Below are 16,486 nucleotides of genomic sequence, written 5' to 3'. Positions count from 1 at the left end.
CCGCCGGCGTCCCCCCGTGATGTGGACAGCGTCCACATGTCCACATCACGCCCATCGATGGTATGGGCCTCAGAGACGACCCGGATTAGCCCCTTGACGAGTAGGAGGCAAGGACCGTGACTCACCACTGGCGCACGATCGACTTCCGGCCGGCCCCGCCCGGCTGGCACATCGTGCATCTCACCGACGAAGACCTCTACCGGCACGCGCTGCCCGGCTGGCTCATCCAGGAGGACGACGGCGGTGACCGCCGAGTCGTGATCGGCGGCGTCGACGAGGACGGCGAGGTGAGGCCGGCGTTGATCGGCCTGTGGAACGTCAGCGCCTGGTACGTCGCCGGCCCGGACGATCCGGACCCGACGCGGGAAGAGGTCGAGCAGGAGCGGGCCCGCCGGCGAGGCGAGGCGGCGAAGGCGGCCGAGCGCCGCAGTTCGGCGACGTGAACGACCTGCGCGACGTGGCCGACGCCGAGCGCGGCGACTGGCAGGCCCGCCTCGAGGCCGCCGTCGCCGAGACGCTGCGCCGCCGCGCCGAACGCCGACGCATCCGCGAAGAGCACCAGGCCGCGCGAACCGTCGGCCTCGTACACCGCAACCGCGCCCGCCTCGCCCGGGCCCGTACCGCACCGGGAGGTGCCACCATGCCCACCACCCCGAACACCGTCGGTGACGTGCTCACCGTCGACGTGTCGGACCTGCCCGACGCCGACCTGGCCAGCGTCGCCGGCGCGCTCGCCCGGGTCGCCGGGTTTCGCACCCTCAACACCGCGGCCGTGCTTATCCTCGGCCAGCTGGCCCAGCAGGCCCGCACCACCATCGAGGCCCGCCGCGACCGGAGCCGGCCATGACCGCGACCGATGGCGTGCCCGTGCTGATGTGCCACGTCGACGACGAAACACCGTGTGCGACTTGCCGGGGTGTCCTCGACAGCACCACCATCGTCGTGGGACTCAACGGCCGAGGGGCACTCTGCCACCAGTGCGTCGACGCCCTGCCCGGCGGGCCGGCGTTGCGCCGCCTCGCCGCCGGCCTCGAGCACATCGACAGCGCCGTCTTCGCCGTCCCGGAAACACTGCGGCCGGACCTGCTGGCCGTCGCCCACGACGTGCTCGAGCAGATCGCCGTGTGGCACCGCCCCCGGGAGGAGCCGGCCGCCGGCGGCGAGCAGTCGGCACGGCCGACCCCGGCGTGCTGCGTCGAGTCCGGGCACCCCGACGGCTGCCCCCAGCACGCCCAGGCCGTCGCGGTGCTTGACCCGCGCCGCGCCCGCCGGCGGCGCCGCCTCGACCCCGGCCCAGCGACGGCGCCACCGGACGGGCCGGACGCGGCATGAACCTCGATGACCAGTTCGCCGAGATGGCGCAGCTCGCCCACGCGGCGCGGCAGGTACTCGCCGCGGCGCAGCGACCCGACCTCGACCAGCTGATCGGCCCGATCCTCGACCAGATGGAGGCGATCGTCGCCCGGCGCGGCGGTGAACGGGAACTCGAACACGTCCTGGAAGACCTCAGGTTCGCGTGGACCGTGATCACGGGCGGAGCGATCACGTGACGGTCAACGTGGGGGCGCTGCACGCCGCGGCGATCGGCGTCGCGACGGAGCTGACGGTCGGCGAGTGCGACCTCGACATCGTCGCCGCCCTGGTCGCCGACGTGCCCGACGAGATCGGGTTCCGACTGATCCTGCTGATCAGCACGTTCATCGACATCTTCCACGCCGCCGGCCCGGAGGCGCTGCACGCCGCCGGCGTGCACGCCGCACGCCTTCAGCTGGAGGACGGCGGATGACGGGTGTGGTGCCGCCCGGATCGGTGCTGCTCGACCCTGCCGATACCGCCACCGCGGCGTGGGCGATCCGGGAGGCGATCCGGGCGTTGGCCGTCGCGGGGCAGCCGGCACCTGTGCGTCTGCTCGCCCTCGCGTCGACGCTGTCTGCGGCGGCTGCTGCTACCGCCAGCGCCGCTCGCACCGACCCGGAAGCCGCCGCAGGATCGGACGCAGACGTGGAGGTGGTGCCGGTGAGCGAAGCAGCCGAACTGCTCGGGCTGTCCGAGTCCCGCGTACGGCAGCTGATCGCCGGCGGCGACCTGCCCGCCCGCCGCGCCGGCCGGCGGCTGCTGCTCGTCGACCGGGCCGCCGCCGCTGCGCTCGCCGCCTCCCGCACCAGCGAAGGAGCCTGACCATGCCCACCCACTACCCGGACGGAACACCGATCGGCACGCCCACCCGCGGACAGGTACCCAGCCGCCCGCCCGCCCGTCCGACGGCCACACGCCCGGCCTCGCCGGCGACGCCCACCCCGCCGCCCCCGCCGCCGGCGCTCCTGGCTGCGCTGCACGGCCAGGTTGACCTCGCCGCGTACGCGATGGCCGCCGCGGCCGCGAAGCCGTGGCGCGACGGCGACCCGATCACCTGGGCGGTGGCCACCGGCCGGATCACCGTCGAGGGTGCCGAGAAGTGGCGCACGTACGTCCACGCGGACCCGGACGTCGGCCTGCCGGTCCTCGCCGCGCTGGAGCCGGTCCTCGACCCACGCCTGACCGCGATGGCCGCCGCGCTCACCACGAGCAGCGCCGACGAGGACGAGGTCGCCGAGTTCGACCACCTACAGCCGCCCGCCTGGCGCGTGCGGCAGCCCGAAGAGGAAGACGTCTCCGAGTTCGACCACCTGCACCCGCCACACCAGCGGCAGCGCCAGCCGCAAGACACCCTCGACGCCGAGCTGGCCGAGTTCGACGGCCTCTTCCCGCCGCACAAGCGGTACGGGGGCGAGCGGTTCGGCCTCACTGACGACGACTACCAGGCCCGCCTCGGCGGCCACTGACCCGGCGAGACCCCGACGATGATCCCCGCCAGTGTCGCCCCGTCGGCCGCGCCCGCTGCCGGGTCCTGGCCGCCTCCGCCGGCGCCGGGCGACCGGTACCGTGACGTCCCGGTCCGGGACGGCGACCGCGTAGAGCGCCGGCCGCTGCGGTCGGTGCGGTTGTGGGGCTGCGACGTCCTGGTCGACGAGGACGGCCGGGTGCGCTGCTACGGCTGTCACCGGCTCGTCGACCCTGCCGAGCTGCTGCCGAGTCCGAACCGGCGGCACGGCGTCGGTCTGCTGTGGGAGAGCGCACTGTGACCGACGACTACGCCACCGACGCCGTGGCCGGCTGGCCGCCCGCGCCGAGGCCACACGACACGTACCGCGACCTGCCGGTCAACGTCGACGGCCACCTGCGGATGCGGACCCTACGGAAGGTGCTGCTGTGGGGCGGCAAGGTCCACGTCGACGGCGCCGGCCGCGTCCACTGCCCCGGCTGCAACGAGCTGGTCGACGCCGTCGAGCTCGGTCAGCCCGGCAACCCGCACCGCGTCGGCCTGCCGTTCCGCGACGGCACCGCGGCCGTGCCCCCGGCCGCGTTCCTTCCCGTCGACCAGCTCGGCCCGCTGTTCGCCCGCATCGACGCCGCCCTCACCGACGGCTGCTCCATCGGGCAGGCCATGGAGTTCACCGGCACCAGCGAGGAACAGGTACGGCGGGTCAAGGCCATCCGCGACCGCAGGCAGGCACCACCGCCGAACAACCGGGCGCCGCAGCCGTGGGAAACCGGGTGGTGACCGTGGACGGCCAGGCGCCGCCGGTCGTCGACACGTACGCGCTGCGGCTCGGCGGCGGCCGGATCCTGCTCTCATCCCGGCAGGCGTGCCTCGACGTGCTGCGCTCCCTCCAGGCCGCCGTCTCCGCCGCCCACCGCACCGGCCTGCGCCCACCCCCGCGGATCATCGAACTGATCGCCGCCCTCGAGGCCGAACTGACCGACGCCGCTACCGCCAGCGGAAGCGCGGAAGTTCCCCGGGAGCCGGGCGTGCCACCGTCGGTGCTCCCAACCGAACCGGCGGACACGAAGGAAGCGGCCCGCATGCTCGGCGTCACGCCCCGCCAAGTCCGCAACATCAGCCACCGTCTCGACGGCCGCAAGGTCGGCGGGACATGGGTGTTCGACCGCGACCTGGTCGCCGCTGAGGCCGCCCGCCGGCGAGACAGAGACGAGGTACCCGCATGATCGTCCACCCGAGCCGGGGCCACGACCCCGAGATGCTGCGCCGCGTCATCGCCGCAGCCGCCAACCGTCCGCTGCCGCCCCGACGCCCGGCGACCGCCGCCGAGATCGCCGCCGCCGGCCGCGCCGCCGACGAAATCCCGCGCACCCCCGTCGACGCAGGCCCGCCGCCAGTGAGCCCGCCGCCAGTGAGGAGCCAACCTGTGAGCATCGACTTCGCGGCCATCAAGGCGGCCAACGCCGCCGTCTCCGCCGCCCCCGACGTACGGAAGATGGCCGACGGCCTGGGCGTCGACCTGCGCACCGTGCAGCCGCGGCCCGGCCAGACTGCCGTCGACATCGACGACGTCAAGGCCGCCTACGGTCGCCGCACCTCAGCCAGCCGGCGGGGCAACCCGACCCCGCCCAACGCCGCGGCGGCCGGCCCGTACACCGGCAGCGACGGCACCCTGCCGGCGTTCACCGCGTCCGGTCTCGACCCGAAGGTGCTGCGCCGGTACCCGGCGCCCGTCCGGCCGGCCATGGCCGCCGTGCCCAGCCTCGCCGAGGCCTACGCAATCGGCCAGCGGTACGTCGGTCTCACCGACGACGAGGCCCGCCAGCAGCTCGCCACCGACGCCAGCATCCCCACCGAGATCGCCTACGCCTGGACCGACCCCGACCACGTAGAGGCCGGCGGCGTCAGCGCATCGCAGACGTACCAGCCGGACACGACGTTCGCCAGCGCCGAGCAGATCCGCATCGACGGCGAGCACCGGCACCGGGCCCGGATGAAGGCGGAAGCGGAGGCGCGCGGCGACTTCTACACCTACCGGAACTGGTGACCAAGCGGTGGAAGGCGCGTCAACGTCACCCGAACCCCAGCCGGCCACGGCAACGGCGGGGTTGCACGCGGGAACGAAGCCGGGGAGCCGTCACCTCCTTTCCGCGGCCCTGATCCGAGCTGCGCGCCAGAACCGCACCGGCACCCGGGGGCCCGCGGCGGCCCAACGCCTCCGCCCGGGCCCCCACGCCGGCCCAACGCTCCGAAAAATCTGGACATCAAGGGCCCACCTGACCGCCGGGGTCAGGGTCTCTCTCCCCGGAACGGCCCCGGGCCCGTTTTTGATCACGCCGCCCGGTCCGTCCATCCATGCCACGGCCCTGGCCGGAAAAAAAATCCTGACCCCGGCGGTCAGGTGCGTGTCGAATGTCCGAATTTTCCTGGGGTTGGAGGGTCGGTGGCCGGGGCAGCCTCGGCCGGGTGGTCCGCCGGCGCCGACTGGTCCGGCTGGGCCGCGTCCGAAGGGTTGGTGACCGGGTGGCGGCGAGGGGTAAGAAGCTGTCGGACGCCTACCTGGAGCTGCGGGCGGACGACAGCAAGTTGTCCGGGGACGTCAAGGTCAAGGCGACGAAGGCGGCGAAGGGGTTCGGGGCGCAGCTGAACAACGCGCTGAAGGCGCTGAACCTCGACCCCGTCGACGTCAAGGCCTCCCCGGCGGAGGCCCTCGCGGCGATCGAAGCGACCCGGACCCGGCTGCGGCAGATGTCCGACGAGGCCGAGTCGGTGGAGATGCGGGTCCGCACGGAGCGGGCCCTGACGCAGCTGGAGCGGTTCCGCAAGCAGCTCGGCGCGGTCGCCGACGAGCCGGTGAAGGTGGAGGCGGACCCGTCGCCGGCGCGCCGGCAGATCGACCAGCTGCAGAAGCGGCTGACTGCGCTCGGGGTGGACCCGCCGGTGACGATCGACGCCGATCCGCAGGCCGCGTTGGCGGCGATCCGCCGCGTCGACCAGCAGCTCGAAGAGGTGTCCCGCAAGGCGACGTCCGTGCAGGTGCGGATGGATGTCGAGTCGGCCCGGGCTGATCTCGGCAAGCTACGCGAGCGGGTCACCGTGCTGGGCGAGGAGGGCGCGGAGGGGTTCAGCGCGCGGTTCGCCGCGCGGGTGGGTCCGCTGATCGCGTCGATGCCGCTGTCGGCTCCGATGGCCGCTGCGGTGGGTGCGGCTGGGTTGGCGGCGGCGCCGTCGCTGGCGGCGATCCTGTCCGGTGCGGTGGTCGGCGGGGCGGGCGCGGGTGGCATCGTCGGTGGTGCTGTGCTGGCGGCTCGGGATCCGCGGGTGAAGGCGGCCGGCGCGGAGCTGGGCGCGTTCGTGCTCGGTGATCTGGAGCGGCGGGCGTCGTCGTTCACGCCCGACGTGCTGGACGCGATCGAGGACATCCGGCGCGGCTGGATCAGCTTGGGTCCGGACCTGTCCCGGATTTTCGCGTCGTCGCGGTTCATCGACCCGCTGGTTGACGGGGCGGTCTCCGGCGGGCGGAAGCTGGTTGCTGGGCTGGCCGACGCGGTCGACGAGGCCGACCCGGTAATGGACGCGCTGGGGCGCAGTTTCGACGCGGTTGGCGACGCCGCCGGTGAGGCGTTCACGCAGCTGGCGCAGGACGCCGACGAGGGTGCGTCCGCCATCGATGACCTGACCATGGCCGTCACCCGGCTGATCCAGACGGCCAGCGCCATCACGCACGCCGGCGCCACCGTGAAGGGCTGGACGGAGGAGGTCGACAAGGCGGTCGATCGGGGCCGCTACTGGATCGAGGACAACTCGTACCTTGCGGAGGCGCTGGGCAAGGTTGGGGTCAAGTTGGACCTGACCGCGGATGGTTTCAAGGCGGGCACGCCGCAGGCCGAGGCGTACCGCAAGGCGACGTTGGGGACGGCGGAGGCCGCGGATTTCGCGACGTTGAAGGCGGCCGGCTACACCGATGCGCAGATCGCGGCGGCGGACGCGTCGGGCCGGTATCGGCAGCAGCTCGACGACGCCCGGGCGGCTGCGGAGCGGCTCGGCGGCGCGCACGGCATGGGCGCGCAGTCGATCGAGGAGTTCCGGCGGAAGCTGGAGGAGCTGAACACCTACATGTCGGGCAACATTTCGGCGAACCTGGCTGCTGAGCGGTCGCAGAACCGCTTGGAGGAGGCGATCGACCGGGCGGCCGATGCGGCGAAGCGCAACGGTGACGGCATCGACCGGAACATCCCGAAGCAGCGGGCCAATCGGGAGGCGCTTGTCGGTATCGCCGACGCGGCGTTGCAGGCCGCGGAGGACATCTACGCCAACACGAAGTCGCACGACCTGGCGGCGGTGGCCACCGAGCGCGGCCGGAAGAAGTTCTTGGAGACTGCGGCCGCGATGGGCGTCGAGAAGGGCGAGGCCAAGAAGCTGGCCGACCAGTTGTTCGGCATCCCGAAGGAAGTCGACACCCGCGCCGACTTCCACCCGGACAACGCCGGCGTGAAGGCGTGGAAGCAGACGCTGTCCGGCATCGACCGTGACATCTTCATTCGCGCCCACTTCGACCTGATCAACGACCGTGAGGTCGCCATGGCCCTGCGGCTGGGGCGGCTCGAGGACGGCGGTCCGGTCGAGGGCGAAGGGCCGAAGGGCAAGGACAGCACGCTGATCTACGCCGCTCCGGGCGAGCACATGCTGACCGCCGCCGAGGTGGACCGGATGGGCGGTCATCAGGCGGTGTTCGCGTTCCGGCGGCAGTTGATGACGGTCGGCTCCGCGGCGGCGGTCCCGGGCGCCGTCCCCCGGTACGCCGACGGCGGCCCGATCGGCTCGGCCAGCGTGCAACGGACGGCGATGCCGGGCTGGACGCCGCCGGTGTTCTACGGGGCGGGGCGGCAGGCAGCGTCGATGGAGGCGCTGTCGGCGAACCTCGGTGCGATGTTGGTGGAGATGCGCGCGCTGCGCCGGGACGTGCAGCAGGGGGCCGTGGCGACGGGCCGCGCGGTCGGCCGGGAGCTGACCGGGGCGACCGAGCACGCGCTGACCAAGGCCCGGCTGCGGTAGATGGACGAGGGGCCCGCCGGCGACTGCCCCGCCAGGCGGGCCCTCGGGATGCTGGGTGCCGAATCCGCCGCTGCGCGGCGGTTCACGGGCTTCGGTTGCCGGCACACTAGCGGCGCCGACCACGAAACGTGCCGACCCGAGGTACCGTCCGAAGTGGCGGGCCCGCCGGGTAGAGGCCGGCGCGTCCGCCACCCAGCCTCTACCTGGGGAGCGGTCATGACGGAACCTTCCTTCCCGCAGCGCATGAGACAGCTACGCCGTGATCGAGGCCTTTCCCTGCGCGACCTGGCGAAGCTGACCTTTCACGGCAAGACGTACCTGCACGAGCTGGAGAACGGGATCAAGCCACCGACCACGCAGGCCGCGCAGCGCGTCGACGACGCCCTCAACGCCGGCGGGGAGCTCGTCGCCCTGGCCGCGCTGCGCCCTACGATCCCGCGCCGTGACTTCGTCGCCGCCGCCGGCCTGGCCGCCGCGCTCCCGCACACCCTGCTCGCTCACGGCCGGCACGTCGGCGCGGCCACACCGGGCCGGCTGGCCGAGCGCACCGCCCGGCTGCGCCGCCTCGACAACTACCTCGGCGGCGCCGACACCCACCGCACGTACGCCGCTGAGGTGGAGTCCACGACCCGCCTCGTCCAGGACGGCTCCTACACCGAGGCGACCGGCCGGCATCTGCTGGCGGTGCTCGCCGAGCAGGCACAGTTGGCGGGTTGGGCGGCGTTCGACGCCGGGAACCACGGCGAGGCCGAGCGTCTGTACCGGGTCAGCCTCGCCGCCGCCGGCGACTGCGACGACCAGGCGCTGACGGGCAACGGGTTGGCGTTCCTGGCCTACCAGCAGCTGGCCCTCGGCCAGCTGGCCACGGCCACCGCCGCAGCCTCCTGCGACGCCGCCGGCACGTCTGTGACACCGGGAGTGCGGGCGTTGCTGCACCTGCGCGCCGCGTGGGCGTACGCGGTCGCCGGCGACGCGTCGGCCGCCGACCGGCACCTGGGCGCTGGCACCACCTGCCTCGCGGAGCATGACGACCGGCCCGAACCTGACTGGGTGTACTGGGTGGACCGGACCGAGGGCGAGATCATGACTGGCCGGTGCTGGACGGTGCTGCGCCGGCCGGTGCGGGCGATCCCGGTCCTGGAGGCGGCACTGGCTGGGTTCGACGACACGCACGCCCGGGACAAGGCCCTGTACCTGTCGTGGCTGGCGGACGCCTACCTGGACGCGAACGAAGTCGAGCAGTCGTGCGCCACGGCGGCGGCGGCCGTCCGCTTGGCCGGTGGCGTCGGGTCGGTCCGCCCGGGGCAACGCGTCGACGCGCTGCTTACGCGGATGGAGCCGCACCGGCAGATGGTGTGCGTCGCCGAGTTGCGGGCCCTTGTTGGTGAGGCGGTCACACGTCGGCGACTGTCCGAGTGATCCACGACAGGTAGCCGGGGGATCCGCGCAGGATCGGCACGGCGGTGACCTGCGGGTTGTCCCACGGGTGATCTTCACCCAGCCAGGATTCGATCGCGTCGTACAACTCGGCGGTCGTGTAGAAGATGACCTGCCACTCTTCGCCTTCGCCGAGTTCACCACGGTGCCAGAACACGCTGCCAACGGGTCCGACGACCTGGGCGCTGGCGGCGAGCCTGCCGGCCACGCCGGCGCGGGCCAGCTTCATCGCGTCGTCGCGGGACTGCACGGCCGTCGACACCTGCACGTAGTCGCTCACCCGCCACACCCTAGCGGCGCCTGCTGTCCGCGGACAGAGGCGGACACGTCGCGGACGACGGGTGTCTAGACCCTGATCAGTGGTCGCCGAAAGCTGGGGTGGACGGGGCCGGCGCCCATGCCGGCTCGGTGGATCTCGGGGAGGGCGACCCGATGGCGAGCACCATCCTCCGGCTGTGCCGGACGATCCTCGACTGGCCACCTGCCGCGCCGGGCCGGGCCGTGAAACCGGGGACGGGGCAGCGGATCCAGGAACGCGAGCACGCTGCCGCCCGGCGGCGGCTGCTGGAGCAGGCCCGCCGGAACACCGCCGAGTACCGGTACCCGAGGCGGACCTCGTGACCGCCCGACCGGCCCGCGCCGCCCGCGCCGCCGCGGTGCTCGACGAGCGCATCGACGGCGACGCTCACCAGCCGTCCCGGCCCGGCTGGGACTGCATGGGCTGCGGACAGGCGTGGCCGTGCGCCCCGGCGAAAGTCCGGCTGACCGAGGCGTACGGCCCGGACCGGGCTGGCCTCACCGTGTACATGGGCGCCCTCTACGCCCAGGCCCTCGACGAGCTGCGGCTGTTCCCGGCGTGGGAGCTGTACGGCCGGTTCGTCGTGTGGGCCCGCACCGCACGTCCGGTCGCCACCCGGGCGGCCGGCTGAACACCATCATGGAGAGCACCGTGGAGAAGCTGAAGTTCGTCCGCCCGAACCGTTGCGACAACAGCGGCCCGAACTGCCTGGAGGTCGCCATCACCGCCGACGGCGGCCGGGTCCTGCGCAGCTCGCAGCGGCCCGCGGAGCAGATCACCGTCGACGCCGACGAGTGGTCGGCGTTCGTCGGTTCGGTTCGCGCTGGCCAGACGTTCTGAGCATGGTGAAGCGGCCGGCCCCGGGCGAGGGGTCGGCCGCTTCCGTAGTTGTGGCCGGGCGCGCCGACGTTCGGCGCTGGCCGCCCAGGTGACCGCCGACACCTAACCTGATGCCGTGCTACCTCCCACCATGCTGGCGTACCTGGCGACGTGGCCGTGGCAGCTCGGCGATGTCGCCACATGGCTGTCCGCCTTCGCGAACGTCGCCACCGTGATCCTCGCGCTGGCGGCGGCGGTCGTCGGTTACCGCGTCTACAAGGTCGAGTCCGGGCGCGACGCCCGGGCCGAGCTGGACCGCCGCGAACGTGCTGCTGACGAGCGGCGCAGTCAGGCGGCGCTGGTGTCCGTCTGGTACGGGCGAAGCGACACGCCCATGCGCGACGTCGGCCCCTGGCCCATCTACGTCTGGGGCGGATGGATCGCCAACGCCTCCTACTCGCCGATCTACGACGTGCGGGTCGTCTTCCATCGGCCCGCCGTGGAAAACGTCACCCCCGGCGGCTCCTGGACGGGCGACGTGATCAAGGTCGTGCCGCCGCATCGAGGCGAGCTGTTCGTACGCATCGGTGATGAGGCGCCAGAGGACCTGACCGACAGCGAGGTGCAGAACGACTTGGACGTCAGCCTGGAGTTCCGTGACGCGGGCGGACGGTACTGGCTACGCGACCGGCACGGCTACCTTCACGAGCTGCCCGGCCCCGGGACGCAGGACGGTAGGGCCGGGCCGCGACGCTGACCGCCACCGGGCGGTTGGCAGATCAGACAGAACCGGGGCCACCGAACGGACGGGAACGCGCGCCGTGGCCCGCAACGGTCCGCGACGCATCGACGGCGGGGAGTACGGTGCCCGCCATGACCGAACCCGCCACCGCCACCCCGACACCGGCCCCGTCCCGGAACCGTCGCCTGCTGATCGCCGCCGGCGCGGCGGTCGCCGTCCTCATCATCGCCGCCGCGGCGTACCTGCTCGGGCGAGGCACCTCCGGCACCGAGCAAACCGCCACGGCATCGGCCACCAGCCCCACCGCGGCCGCCACGACCGGCCGGCCCGCCGCCATCGAGGTGGAGTGCACCAACATCGACCGCGCCCACAACGCGTGGGAGGGCCCGAGCCTCGCGACCACCGCCGCCGAGTTCGCCGACTTCAACGAGCTGGACGCGAAGATGGCGATGGACGACGGCAAGACCTATCTGGACGCGGTGAGCGGCTACACCGACCAGCCGTCGAAGGAACTGGCGACGGCGATCGCCCAGTACAACTACGAGCTGTCGCTGGTGAACGTCCAGGTGGTGATCGGAGACGGCGTCAGCGCCGAGCAGGCGTCCAAGACGGCGGACGCTGTCACCAAGGTCGTCCAGTCGTACAACGCATGGAAGGCCGCCACCTGCGGATGACCTGCGCGGCACGTTCGGCGGTCAACGTGAACGGGGGGCCCGTCGGCGGGGCTAGCGCGCCGACGGACCCCCCTGATCGCGCAGAAAGTCTGCGCGATTCGGCACCCAGGTGCCGAATTCTGCAAGCGTCTGCCGAATCCGTGAGCGGCTCACGGATTCGGCAGACGCAGGTGCGTAATCCGCCGCCCGGCGGCGGGTTTCAGCCGCCCGCCGCCTCGTTGAGATGCCGCCGCGCTGTCCGGGCGGACACCCCTGCCTGCCGCGCCACCTCAGCCACGCTGGCCGCCGGAGCAGCCTGCCGGGCGGCGAGCACCCGACCAGCCGCCGACGGACGTCCAGGACCGCTGGCCGGAGGGGTTTTGACCGCCCCACCGTCCGGGCTGTCCGCCCCGACGTCCGCCTGGCCGACCTCGGCGTGCCGGCCACCGCCGGACAGCATCTCCACCACCAGCAGCAGCGCCAGCGCCGGCCACGCCGAGATCACCCGCGCCACCGGATCCGGCGGAGCGGCGAGCACGTTCGCCACGATCGACGCCACCACCCCGACTACGAACGACACCCGGGCGGACAGCCGCGGCCGGCGGTCGGCCGCCCGGTCGTCGGCGGTGACCGCGCTCGCGACGATCAGCATCCCGTCGACGGACACCGGCAGCAGGTTCGCCAGCAACGGGCCCTGTCCGTGCTCGGCGGCCAGGTCCCGCATGTGGCTGTAGGACGCGATCGCGGCCACCCCGGCAACGACCGCCGCCGAGGCGACCCGCGCGGCCCGGGTGACGATCACGGCGTCCCTCCCGCCAACTCCTCGGACCGGCACGGCCCGCACCGGCCCGCCCGCTGGCCGCGATGCCGTGCGCACTGCCCATCCCGCACCGGCAGCGCCGCACCGGCCGCCGCTGCGGCGGCGGGCGCCGTAGGCGTGCCGGCGGCCACCTCGACGAGCAGGTGACCGCCCACCTCCAGCCGGCGGATGATCCGGCGCACGGTCCGCTCGTCGAGCCGGGCCTTGCGCGCGAGGGTGCCCAGCGACGGCCACGCATTGGCGCCGTCGTCGGCCGCGCAGTCAGCGATCGCGAGCAGCACCAGCCGCTCGGTGCCGCCGACCGGCGAGTGATCCCACACCCACGTCATGACGCGGACGCTCACGCATCACCATCCCGTCCGCGCAGCCACCGCTCCACCTGGTCGACGAGCTGCCCGCCGTCGACGTCGGCGAGCGGCGTCACGCCGGCCGCGTCCGCGACCTCGAGCAGACCGTCGGCCAAGTCCTCGCGGCCGGCTTCACGGCTCAGCTCGGCCAGCGGCCCCGGGTCGCCCTGCTCAGACGCCAGGATCGCGTCGATGATCCGCCGCAACTGCCGGTCGCGGTTCTCGCTCGCCTGCTGGGCGTCGGCCTGGCCGGCCTGGTAGCCGATGTCGAACGCGTCGTCGGTGGCCCGGTCGACATGCCGGCGGCCCGCGGTGCGGGACCGCTGGCCCGGCCGCCGTACGGCCGGCTGAGGCCGCCACCACCGCTCCCTGCGGCTCACCGGGCCACCTCCGCCTCGAAGGCGTCCAGCAGACGCCGCAAGGCGCTGCTGCGCCGCCGCGCCGCCCGCCAATGCCGGTTGGACTTCTCGTGCTCGCCGAAGCCGGCCCTCAGCCCGGCGCTGTGCTCCGACTCCGCCAACCGCATGGCCATCTTGTCGACGGCGCTGCGGAGCGTGGCCACACGCAACCGCCGCTCGTGTCGCCGGTCGGCGGCCGTCTGCCGGCTCACCACCGGCCCCCGTTCCGGCGACGCACGCTCTCGGTGATCAGCCGCATCCGGTTCGACAGCACGAACCCCTGCGACACCGACAGCAGCATCCGCACCGCCACCGGCTCGGCCGCGCCGGCGTCGCTGACGCTCGTGATCCGCACCTGCGGCAGGGCACCGTCGTCGAGGGCCTGGACCAGCGCGACGTCGACGATCGTCGCCTCCGGCCGGTTCGTGTCGATCTCGACCCGGTGGGAGCTGTGCTCGCCGCGCCGCTCGCAGCCGTGACGGTCACACCAGCGCGGGTGCTGGTCGTCGCCGGCGAGGTTGCCGGTAGGGAAGAGGTGGACGTGCCCGCACTGCCGCTCGACGTCGGGGGCGAGGGGCACCGGGTAGGCGTTGAAGCCAGCGGCCCGGAGCGCGGCGAGGGTGTCGGTGGCGTGGTCGGTGCAGACGTACGCGGCGGCGTCGAGCGAGCCGCCGTCACTGCCGTCGACGGCCGGCGAGTACACCTCGACGCGGACGCCGGCCGGACGTTCGCAGGTGGGCAGGGGGAACGGTACGGTGACCATGGGTCGCCTCCACTCAGGCGATCAAGTCCCCGGGCGGTGCTGTAATCACCGTTCCGGGGGCGACTTATCTGGGACTACGGACTGTGATGTCCGGTTGGGCGTGTCCCGATAAACATGCGGATGCCGCTGCTGTTTGATCTCCCCTTTCGCTGGTAAGCATGCCGCTAACCGCTTCACAGACAACTGCTACCGGGACTACGCGCAGACCAACGCCGCCACCCTCGCCCGGCTGCTCGACGCCGGATCATCCTGACCGGGTGAGCCGGCCTCACCCCGCGTGGCGGAAGCATGGTGGGTGCCTCGTGGTCGTCGGTCCGGCGACCGCGGATCCGACACGGAGGTGGCGTCATGACCACTCGGGTGGTGGCGGACCGGCGACATGGGGGCGTCCTGCACGTCGTCGGTGCGACCGGTGACAGCCGGCGGCCGCGGGCCGGCCGGGCCAGCCCGGTCCGGCAGTGGCGCGGTCCGGCGGGGCCGCCGCGGCGGGACGATGACGGACGGTGGGAGACCGACGTACGGGGGTGGAGAGATGGCTGAGCAGCTGCAGTCCGCGATCGACGCTTCGACGGAGAAGACGAACCTGATCCTCAAGGGCATCGAGAAGGAGTACGGCTGGCCGAAGGAGCAACGCAACCAGTCCTACTGCGCACTGCGTACAACGCTGCACCTGCTGCGCGACCGGCTGCCGGTGCAGGAGAGTGTGGAGTTCGCGGCGCAGTTGCCGTTGGTGCTCCGCGGGATCTACTTCGACGGCTGGAAGCCGATGGACGTGCCGGTCAAGCTGAACCGCGACGACTTCCTCCTCGAGTTCCGGAAACAGTTCACGTACGACATGGAGGGCAGCGCGGAGCACCTCGTCCAGGTGGTGCTGAACTCCCTGCGCCAGCACGTGACGAGCCCGGGGCAGTGGGACGACGTGAAGGACAACATGCCGAAGGACCTGGCCCGGATGATGCCCTGACCGTCGCACCCCGACGGCTCGCCCCGCACCGTGGGGCGGGCCGTTCGCGTCCGGCCCCGCGAGTCGCGGTACCGCCGGCCGGAGGTGCCGACCAGGATCATGCCGCCCCTACCAGAGGTCGAAGCGGAACACCTCGAAGGCGGCGCCGTAGCGGACGCCGAGGCGGGTGCCCACCGGGCGGTTCAGGCCCTCCAGGAACTCCTCGGCGTCGAAGCTGCCGTCGCCCAGCCCGGTCAGGTACACGTGGTGCGCGCGCAGCGACGCGACGCCCTTGTCGAAGGTGTCGGTGACGTCCACCCCGTGTGCGGCGAGGGGCGACGCCGCCGCCCACACCTGCCGCACGCCGTTCCACGGCTGCACCCCGTCGACCAGTTGCTCCGGGAAGACCCACCGGTTGCCGGCGTCCCGCACGGCGTCGAGCACCGCGCGGCCGGTCGCGATGTGGTCGGCCTGGTTCAGCGCGTACCCGCCGTCCCAGGTGTCCCGGAAGTTCGTGGTGAGCACGATCTCCGGGCGGTGCCGCCGGATCACGCCGGCCAGTTCCCGGCGCAGCGGCACCCCGTACTCCAGGATGCCGTCGGGCAGGCCGAGGAACTCGACCGTGTCGACCCCGACCAGGGCGGCGGACTCCCGCTGCTCGGCCTCCCGGACCGCCCGGGCGCGCTCCGGCGGCATCCCGTCGATGCCGGCCTCGCCACTGGTCACCAGGCAGTACGCGATCTGCTTGCCCTGACCGGTCCAGCGGGCGACGGCGGACGCGGCGCCGAACTCCAGGTCGTCGGGGTGGGCGACGATCGCCAGCGCCCGCTGCCACTGCTCGTCGAGCGGCTCCAGCGCCGGGACGTCGGTCGGGTCGGTCATCGGCACCTCCTCGGTCCGCACCATCCTGTCACCGTCGCCGCCCGCCCACTGCCCACGACGGGCGGGGCCGACCGGATACCGGTCCGGGGTGCGAACCGCGCGTGCCGGACACTCCGGACGTCTACCGTGTGGTTAGAGAAGATCGGGCGTGGGGTACCACCCGCTGCACGACGGACCCCGGCGCACGGCGGGGCGGCACATCCGAGGGAGCACCCATGGCACTCAACGACGACGACATGACGACCACCGGCGGTGGCGGCCTCGAGGGTCCCGCCGACGGCGGCGCCACCCCGGGCCACCAGGACGGTGGCGCCGACGGGGCCGCCGACCGGGGTGTCGAGCGGGGCGCCGACGAGGGCGCGGACCAGGGCGCCGAGGGGCCGGCCGACGGTGGCGCGACCCCGGGCCAGCAGGACGGTGGCGCCGACGGCGGCGCCGAGGGGCCGGCCGACGGTGGCGCGACCCCGGGCCACCAGGACGGCGGCGCCGACGGCAGCGCCTCCTGAGC

General features: G+C 73.3%; 27 protein-coding genes. 20 read left to right on the top strand and 7 right to left on the bottom strand.

All coding sequences use genetic code 11. From position 1 onward, the window contains the following. Positions 1-116 precede the first annotated feature (116 nt). From AB0873_RS09560 to AB0873_RS09500, 13 genes are all read left to right on the top strand, one after another. Complete coding sequence (locus AB0873_RS09560; RefSeq protein ID WP_366599208.1) at positions 117-443, top strand: hypothetical protein; 327 nt, start codon at positions 117-119, stop codon at positions 441-443. Then, positions 440-847, top strand: coding sequence for a hypothetical protein (locus AB0873_RS09555; protein ID WP_366599206.1), 408 nt, complete (start codon positions 440-442; stop codon positions 845-847). Before AB0873_RS09560 ends, AB0873_RS09555 begins: the two co-directional genes overlap by 4 nt. After that, on the top strand, positions 844-1,332 hold the full coding sequence (locus tag AB0873_RS09550; RefSeq protein WP_366599204.1) for a hypothetical protein: 489 nt from the start codon (positions 844-846) through the stop codon (positions 1,330-1,332). The genes AB0873_RS09555 and AB0873_RS09550 overlap by 4 nt, the downstream gene beginning before the upstream one ends. Then, entirely contained in the window at positions 1,329-1,550 is a 222-nt protein-coding gene (locus tag AB0873_RS09545) for a hypothetical protein (RefSeq protein WP_366599202.1), read from the top strand. The genes AB0873_RS09550 and AB0873_RS09545 overlap by 4 nt, the downstream gene beginning before the upstream one ends. Then, positions 1,547-1,786 (top strand): hypothetical protein, encoded by a 240-nt coding sequence (locus AB0873_RS09540; RefSeq protein ID WP_366599200.1) that lies wholly within the window; start codon positions 1,547-1,549, stop codon positions 1,784-1,786. Before AB0873_RS09545 ends, AB0873_RS09540 begins: the two co-directional genes overlap by 4 nt. Continuing rightward, entirely contained in the window at positions 1,783-2,178 is a 396-nt protein-coding gene (locus AB0873_RS09535) for a helix-turn-helix domain-containing protein (RefSeq protein ID WP_366599198.1), read from the top strand. Before AB0873_RS09540 ends, AB0873_RS09535 begins: the two co-directional genes overlap by 4 nt. Positions 2,179-2,180: 2 nt before the next feature. Further along, positions 2,181-2,822 carry a hypothetical protein gene (locus tag AB0873_RS09530; RefSeq protein WP_366599196.1) on the top strand — a complete coding sequence of 214 codons (642 nt, stop codon included), beginning with the start codon at positions 2,181-2,183 and terminating at the stop codon, positions 2,820-2,822. An 18-nt stretch (positions 2,823-2,840) separates the two neighbouring features. After that, positions 2,841-3,122 carry a hypothetical protein gene (locus AB0873_RS09525; RefSeq protein WP_366599194.1) on the top strand — a complete coding sequence of 94 codons (282 nt, stop codon included), beginning with the start codon at positions 2,841-2,843 and terminating at the stop codon, positions 3,120-3,122. Next, a complete protein-coding gene (locus AB0873_RS09520) occupies positions 3,119-3,601 on the top strand; it encodes a hypothetical protein (protein WP_366599192.1) in 483 nt (160 codons plus the stop codon). Before AB0873_RS09525 ends, AB0873_RS09520 begins: the two co-directional genes overlap by 4 nt. After that, complete coding sequence (locus tag AB0873_RS09515; RefSeq protein WP_366599190.1) at positions 3,595-4,047, top strand: helix-turn-helix domain-containing protein; 453 nt, start codon at positions 3,595-3,597, stop codon at positions 4,045-4,047. The genes AB0873_RS09520 and AB0873_RS09515 overlap by 7 nt, the downstream gene beginning before the upstream one ends. Then, positions 4,044-4,868 (top strand): hypothetical protein, encoded by an 825-nt coding sequence (locus tag AB0873_RS09510; protein WP_366599188.1) that lies wholly within the window; start codon positions 4,044-4,046, stop codon positions 4,866-4,868. Before AB0873_RS09515 ends, AB0873_RS09510 begins: the two co-directional genes overlap by 4 nt. Positions 4,869-5,233: 365 nt before the next feature. Beyond that, positions 5,234-7,876, top strand: a complete 2,643-nt coding sequence (locus AB0873_RS09505; protein ID WP_366599186.1) for a hypothetical protein — start codon at positions 5,234-5,236, stop codon at positions 7,874-7,876. A 216-nt stretch (positions 7,877-8,092) separates the two neighbouring features. Next, positions 8,093-9,295, top strand: a complete 1,203-nt coding sequence (locus AB0873_RS09500; RefSeq protein ID WP_366599184.1) for a helix-turn-helix transcriptional regulator — start codon at positions 8,093-8,095, stop codon at positions 9,293-9,295. Here AB0873_RS09500 and cutA read toward each other — a convergent pair. Continuing rightward, positions 9,270-9,602 carry a divalent-cation tolerance protein CutA gene (gene cutA, locus AB0873_RS09495; RefSeq protein WP_366599182.1) on the bottom strand — a complete coding sequence of 111 codons (333 nt, stop codon included), beginning with the start codon at positions 9,600-9,602 and terminating at the stop codon, positions 9,270-9,272. The two genes, AB0873_RS09500 and cutA, sit on opposite strands and share 26 nt — an antisense overlap. A gap of 143 nt (positions 9,603-9,745) precedes the next feature. On the opposite strand from cutA, the gene AB0873_RS09490 reads away from it, so the two are divergent. The 5 genes from AB0873_RS09490 to AB0873_RS09470 all read left to right on the top strand — a co-directional run bounded on the left by AB0873_RS09490 (position 9,746) and on the right by AB0873_RS09470 (position 11,846). After that, positions 9,746-9,934, top strand: coding sequence for a hypothetical protein (locus AB0873_RS09490; RefSeq protein ID WP_366599180.1), 189 nt, complete (start codon positions 9,746-9,748; stop codon positions 9,932-9,934). Next, positions 9,931-10,242: a hypothetical protein gene (locus AB0873_RS09485; protein WP_366599178.1), complete on the top strand. Its 312-nt coding sequence runs from the start codon at positions 9,931-9,933 to the stop codon at positions 10,240-10,242. Before AB0873_RS09490 ends, AB0873_RS09485 begins: the two co-directional genes overlap by 4 nt. Before the next feature lie 8 nt (positions 10,243-10,250). Further along, on the top strand, positions 10,251-10,451 hold the full coding sequence (locus tag AB0873_RS09480) for a DUF397 domain-containing protein (protein WP_366599176.1): 201 nt from the start codon (positions 10,251-10,253) through the stop codon (positions 10,449-10,451). 115 nt (positions 10,452-10,566) lie between these two features. Beyond that, positions 10,567-11,187, top strand: coding sequence for a hypothetical protein (locus AB0873_RS09475; RefSeq protein ID WP_366599174.1), 621 nt, complete (start codon positions 10,567-10,569; stop codon positions 11,185-11,187). A 116-nt stretch (positions 11,188-11,303) separates the two neighbouring features. Then, on the top strand, positions 11,304-11,846 hold the full coding sequence (locus AB0873_RS09470) for a hypothetical protein (RefSeq protein ID WP_366599172.1): 543 nt from the start codon (positions 11,304-11,306) through the stop codon (positions 11,844-11,846). 199 nt (positions 11,847-12,045) lie between these two features. Here AB0873_RS09470 and AB0873_RS09465 read toward each other — a convergent pair whose 3' ends face one another. Genes AB0873_RS09465 through AB0873_RS09445 form a run of 5 tightly spaced genes read right to left on the bottom strand, consistent with a single transcriptional unit; the run spans position 12,046 to position 14,153 of the window. After that, a complete protein-coding gene (locus AB0873_RS09465) occupies positions 12,046-12,627 on the bottom strand; it encodes a DUF2637 domain-containing protein (protein ID WP_366599170.1) in 582 nt (193 codons plus the stop codon). After that, positions 12,624-12,989 (bottom strand): helix-turn-helix domain-containing protein, encoded by a 366-nt coding sequence (locus AB0873_RS09460; protein WP_366599168.1) that lies wholly within the window; start codon positions 12,987-12,989, stop codon positions 12,624-12,626. Before AB0873_RS09460 ends, AB0873_RS09465 begins: the two co-directional genes overlap by 4 nt. After that, entirely contained in the window at positions 12,986-13,372 is a 387-nt protein-coding gene (locus AB0873_RS09455; protein WP_366599166.1) for a hypothetical protein, read from the bottom strand. Before AB0873_RS09455 ends, AB0873_RS09460 begins: the two co-directional genes overlap by 4 nt. Further along, positions 13,369-13,602 (bottom strand): hypothetical protein, encoded by a 234-nt coding sequence (locus AB0873_RS09450; RefSeq protein ID WP_366599164.1) that lies wholly within the window; start codon positions 13,600-13,602, stop codon positions 13,369-13,371. The genes AB0873_RS09455 and AB0873_RS09450 overlap by 4 nt, the downstream gene beginning before the upstream one ends. After that, positions 13,599-14,153 carry a hypothetical protein gene (locus AB0873_RS09445; RefSeq protein WP_366599162.1) on the bottom strand — a complete coding sequence of 185 codons (555 nt, stop codon included), beginning with the start codon at positions 14,151-14,153 and terminating at the stop codon, positions 13,599-13,601. The genes AB0873_RS09450 and AB0873_RS09445 overlap by 4 nt, the downstream gene beginning before the upstream one ends. Before the next feature lie 532 nt (positions 14,154-14,685). Between AB0873_RS09445 and AB0873_RS09440 the strand changes: the two genes are divergently transcribed. Further along, positions 14,686-15,117 carry a DUF2267 domain-containing protein gene (locus AB0873_RS09440; RefSeq protein ID WP_155332329.1) on the top strand — a complete coding sequence of 144 codons (432 nt, stop codon included), beginning with the start codon at positions 14,686-14,688 and terminating at the stop codon, positions 15,115-15,117. 108 nt (positions 15,118-15,225) lie between these two features. Here the strand turns inward: AB0873_RS09440 and AB0873_RS09435 are convergent, their stop codons facing one another. After that, positions 15,226-16,002 carry a PIG-L deacetylase family protein gene (locus tag AB0873_RS09435; protein ID WP_366599160.1) on the bottom strand — a complete coding sequence of 259 codons (777 nt, stop codon included), beginning with the start codon at positions 16,000-16,002 and terminating at the stop codon, positions 15,226-15,228. Between the two features lie 191 nt (positions 16,003-16,193). Here AB0873_RS09435 and AB0873_RS09430 point away from each other — a divergent pair, with 191 nt between their 5' ends. Next, positions 16,194-16,484 (top strand): hypothetical protein, encoded by a 291-nt coding sequence (locus AB0873_RS09430; RefSeq protein ID WP_366599158.1) that lies wholly within the window; start codon positions 16,194-16,196, stop codon positions 16,482-16,484. The last annotated feature ends 2 nt before the right edge of the window (positions 16,485-16,486 follow it).

This window comes from Micromonospora sp. NPDC047707, from assembly GCF_040704235.1.
In the GTDB taxonomy this organism is placed as follows: Bacteria; Actinomycetota; Actinomycetes; order Mycobacteriales; family Micromonosporaceae; genus Micromonospora.
The sequence above is the reverse complement of the archived record's forward strand: the minus strand, read 5'-3'. Positions and strand labels throughout refer to the sequence as shown.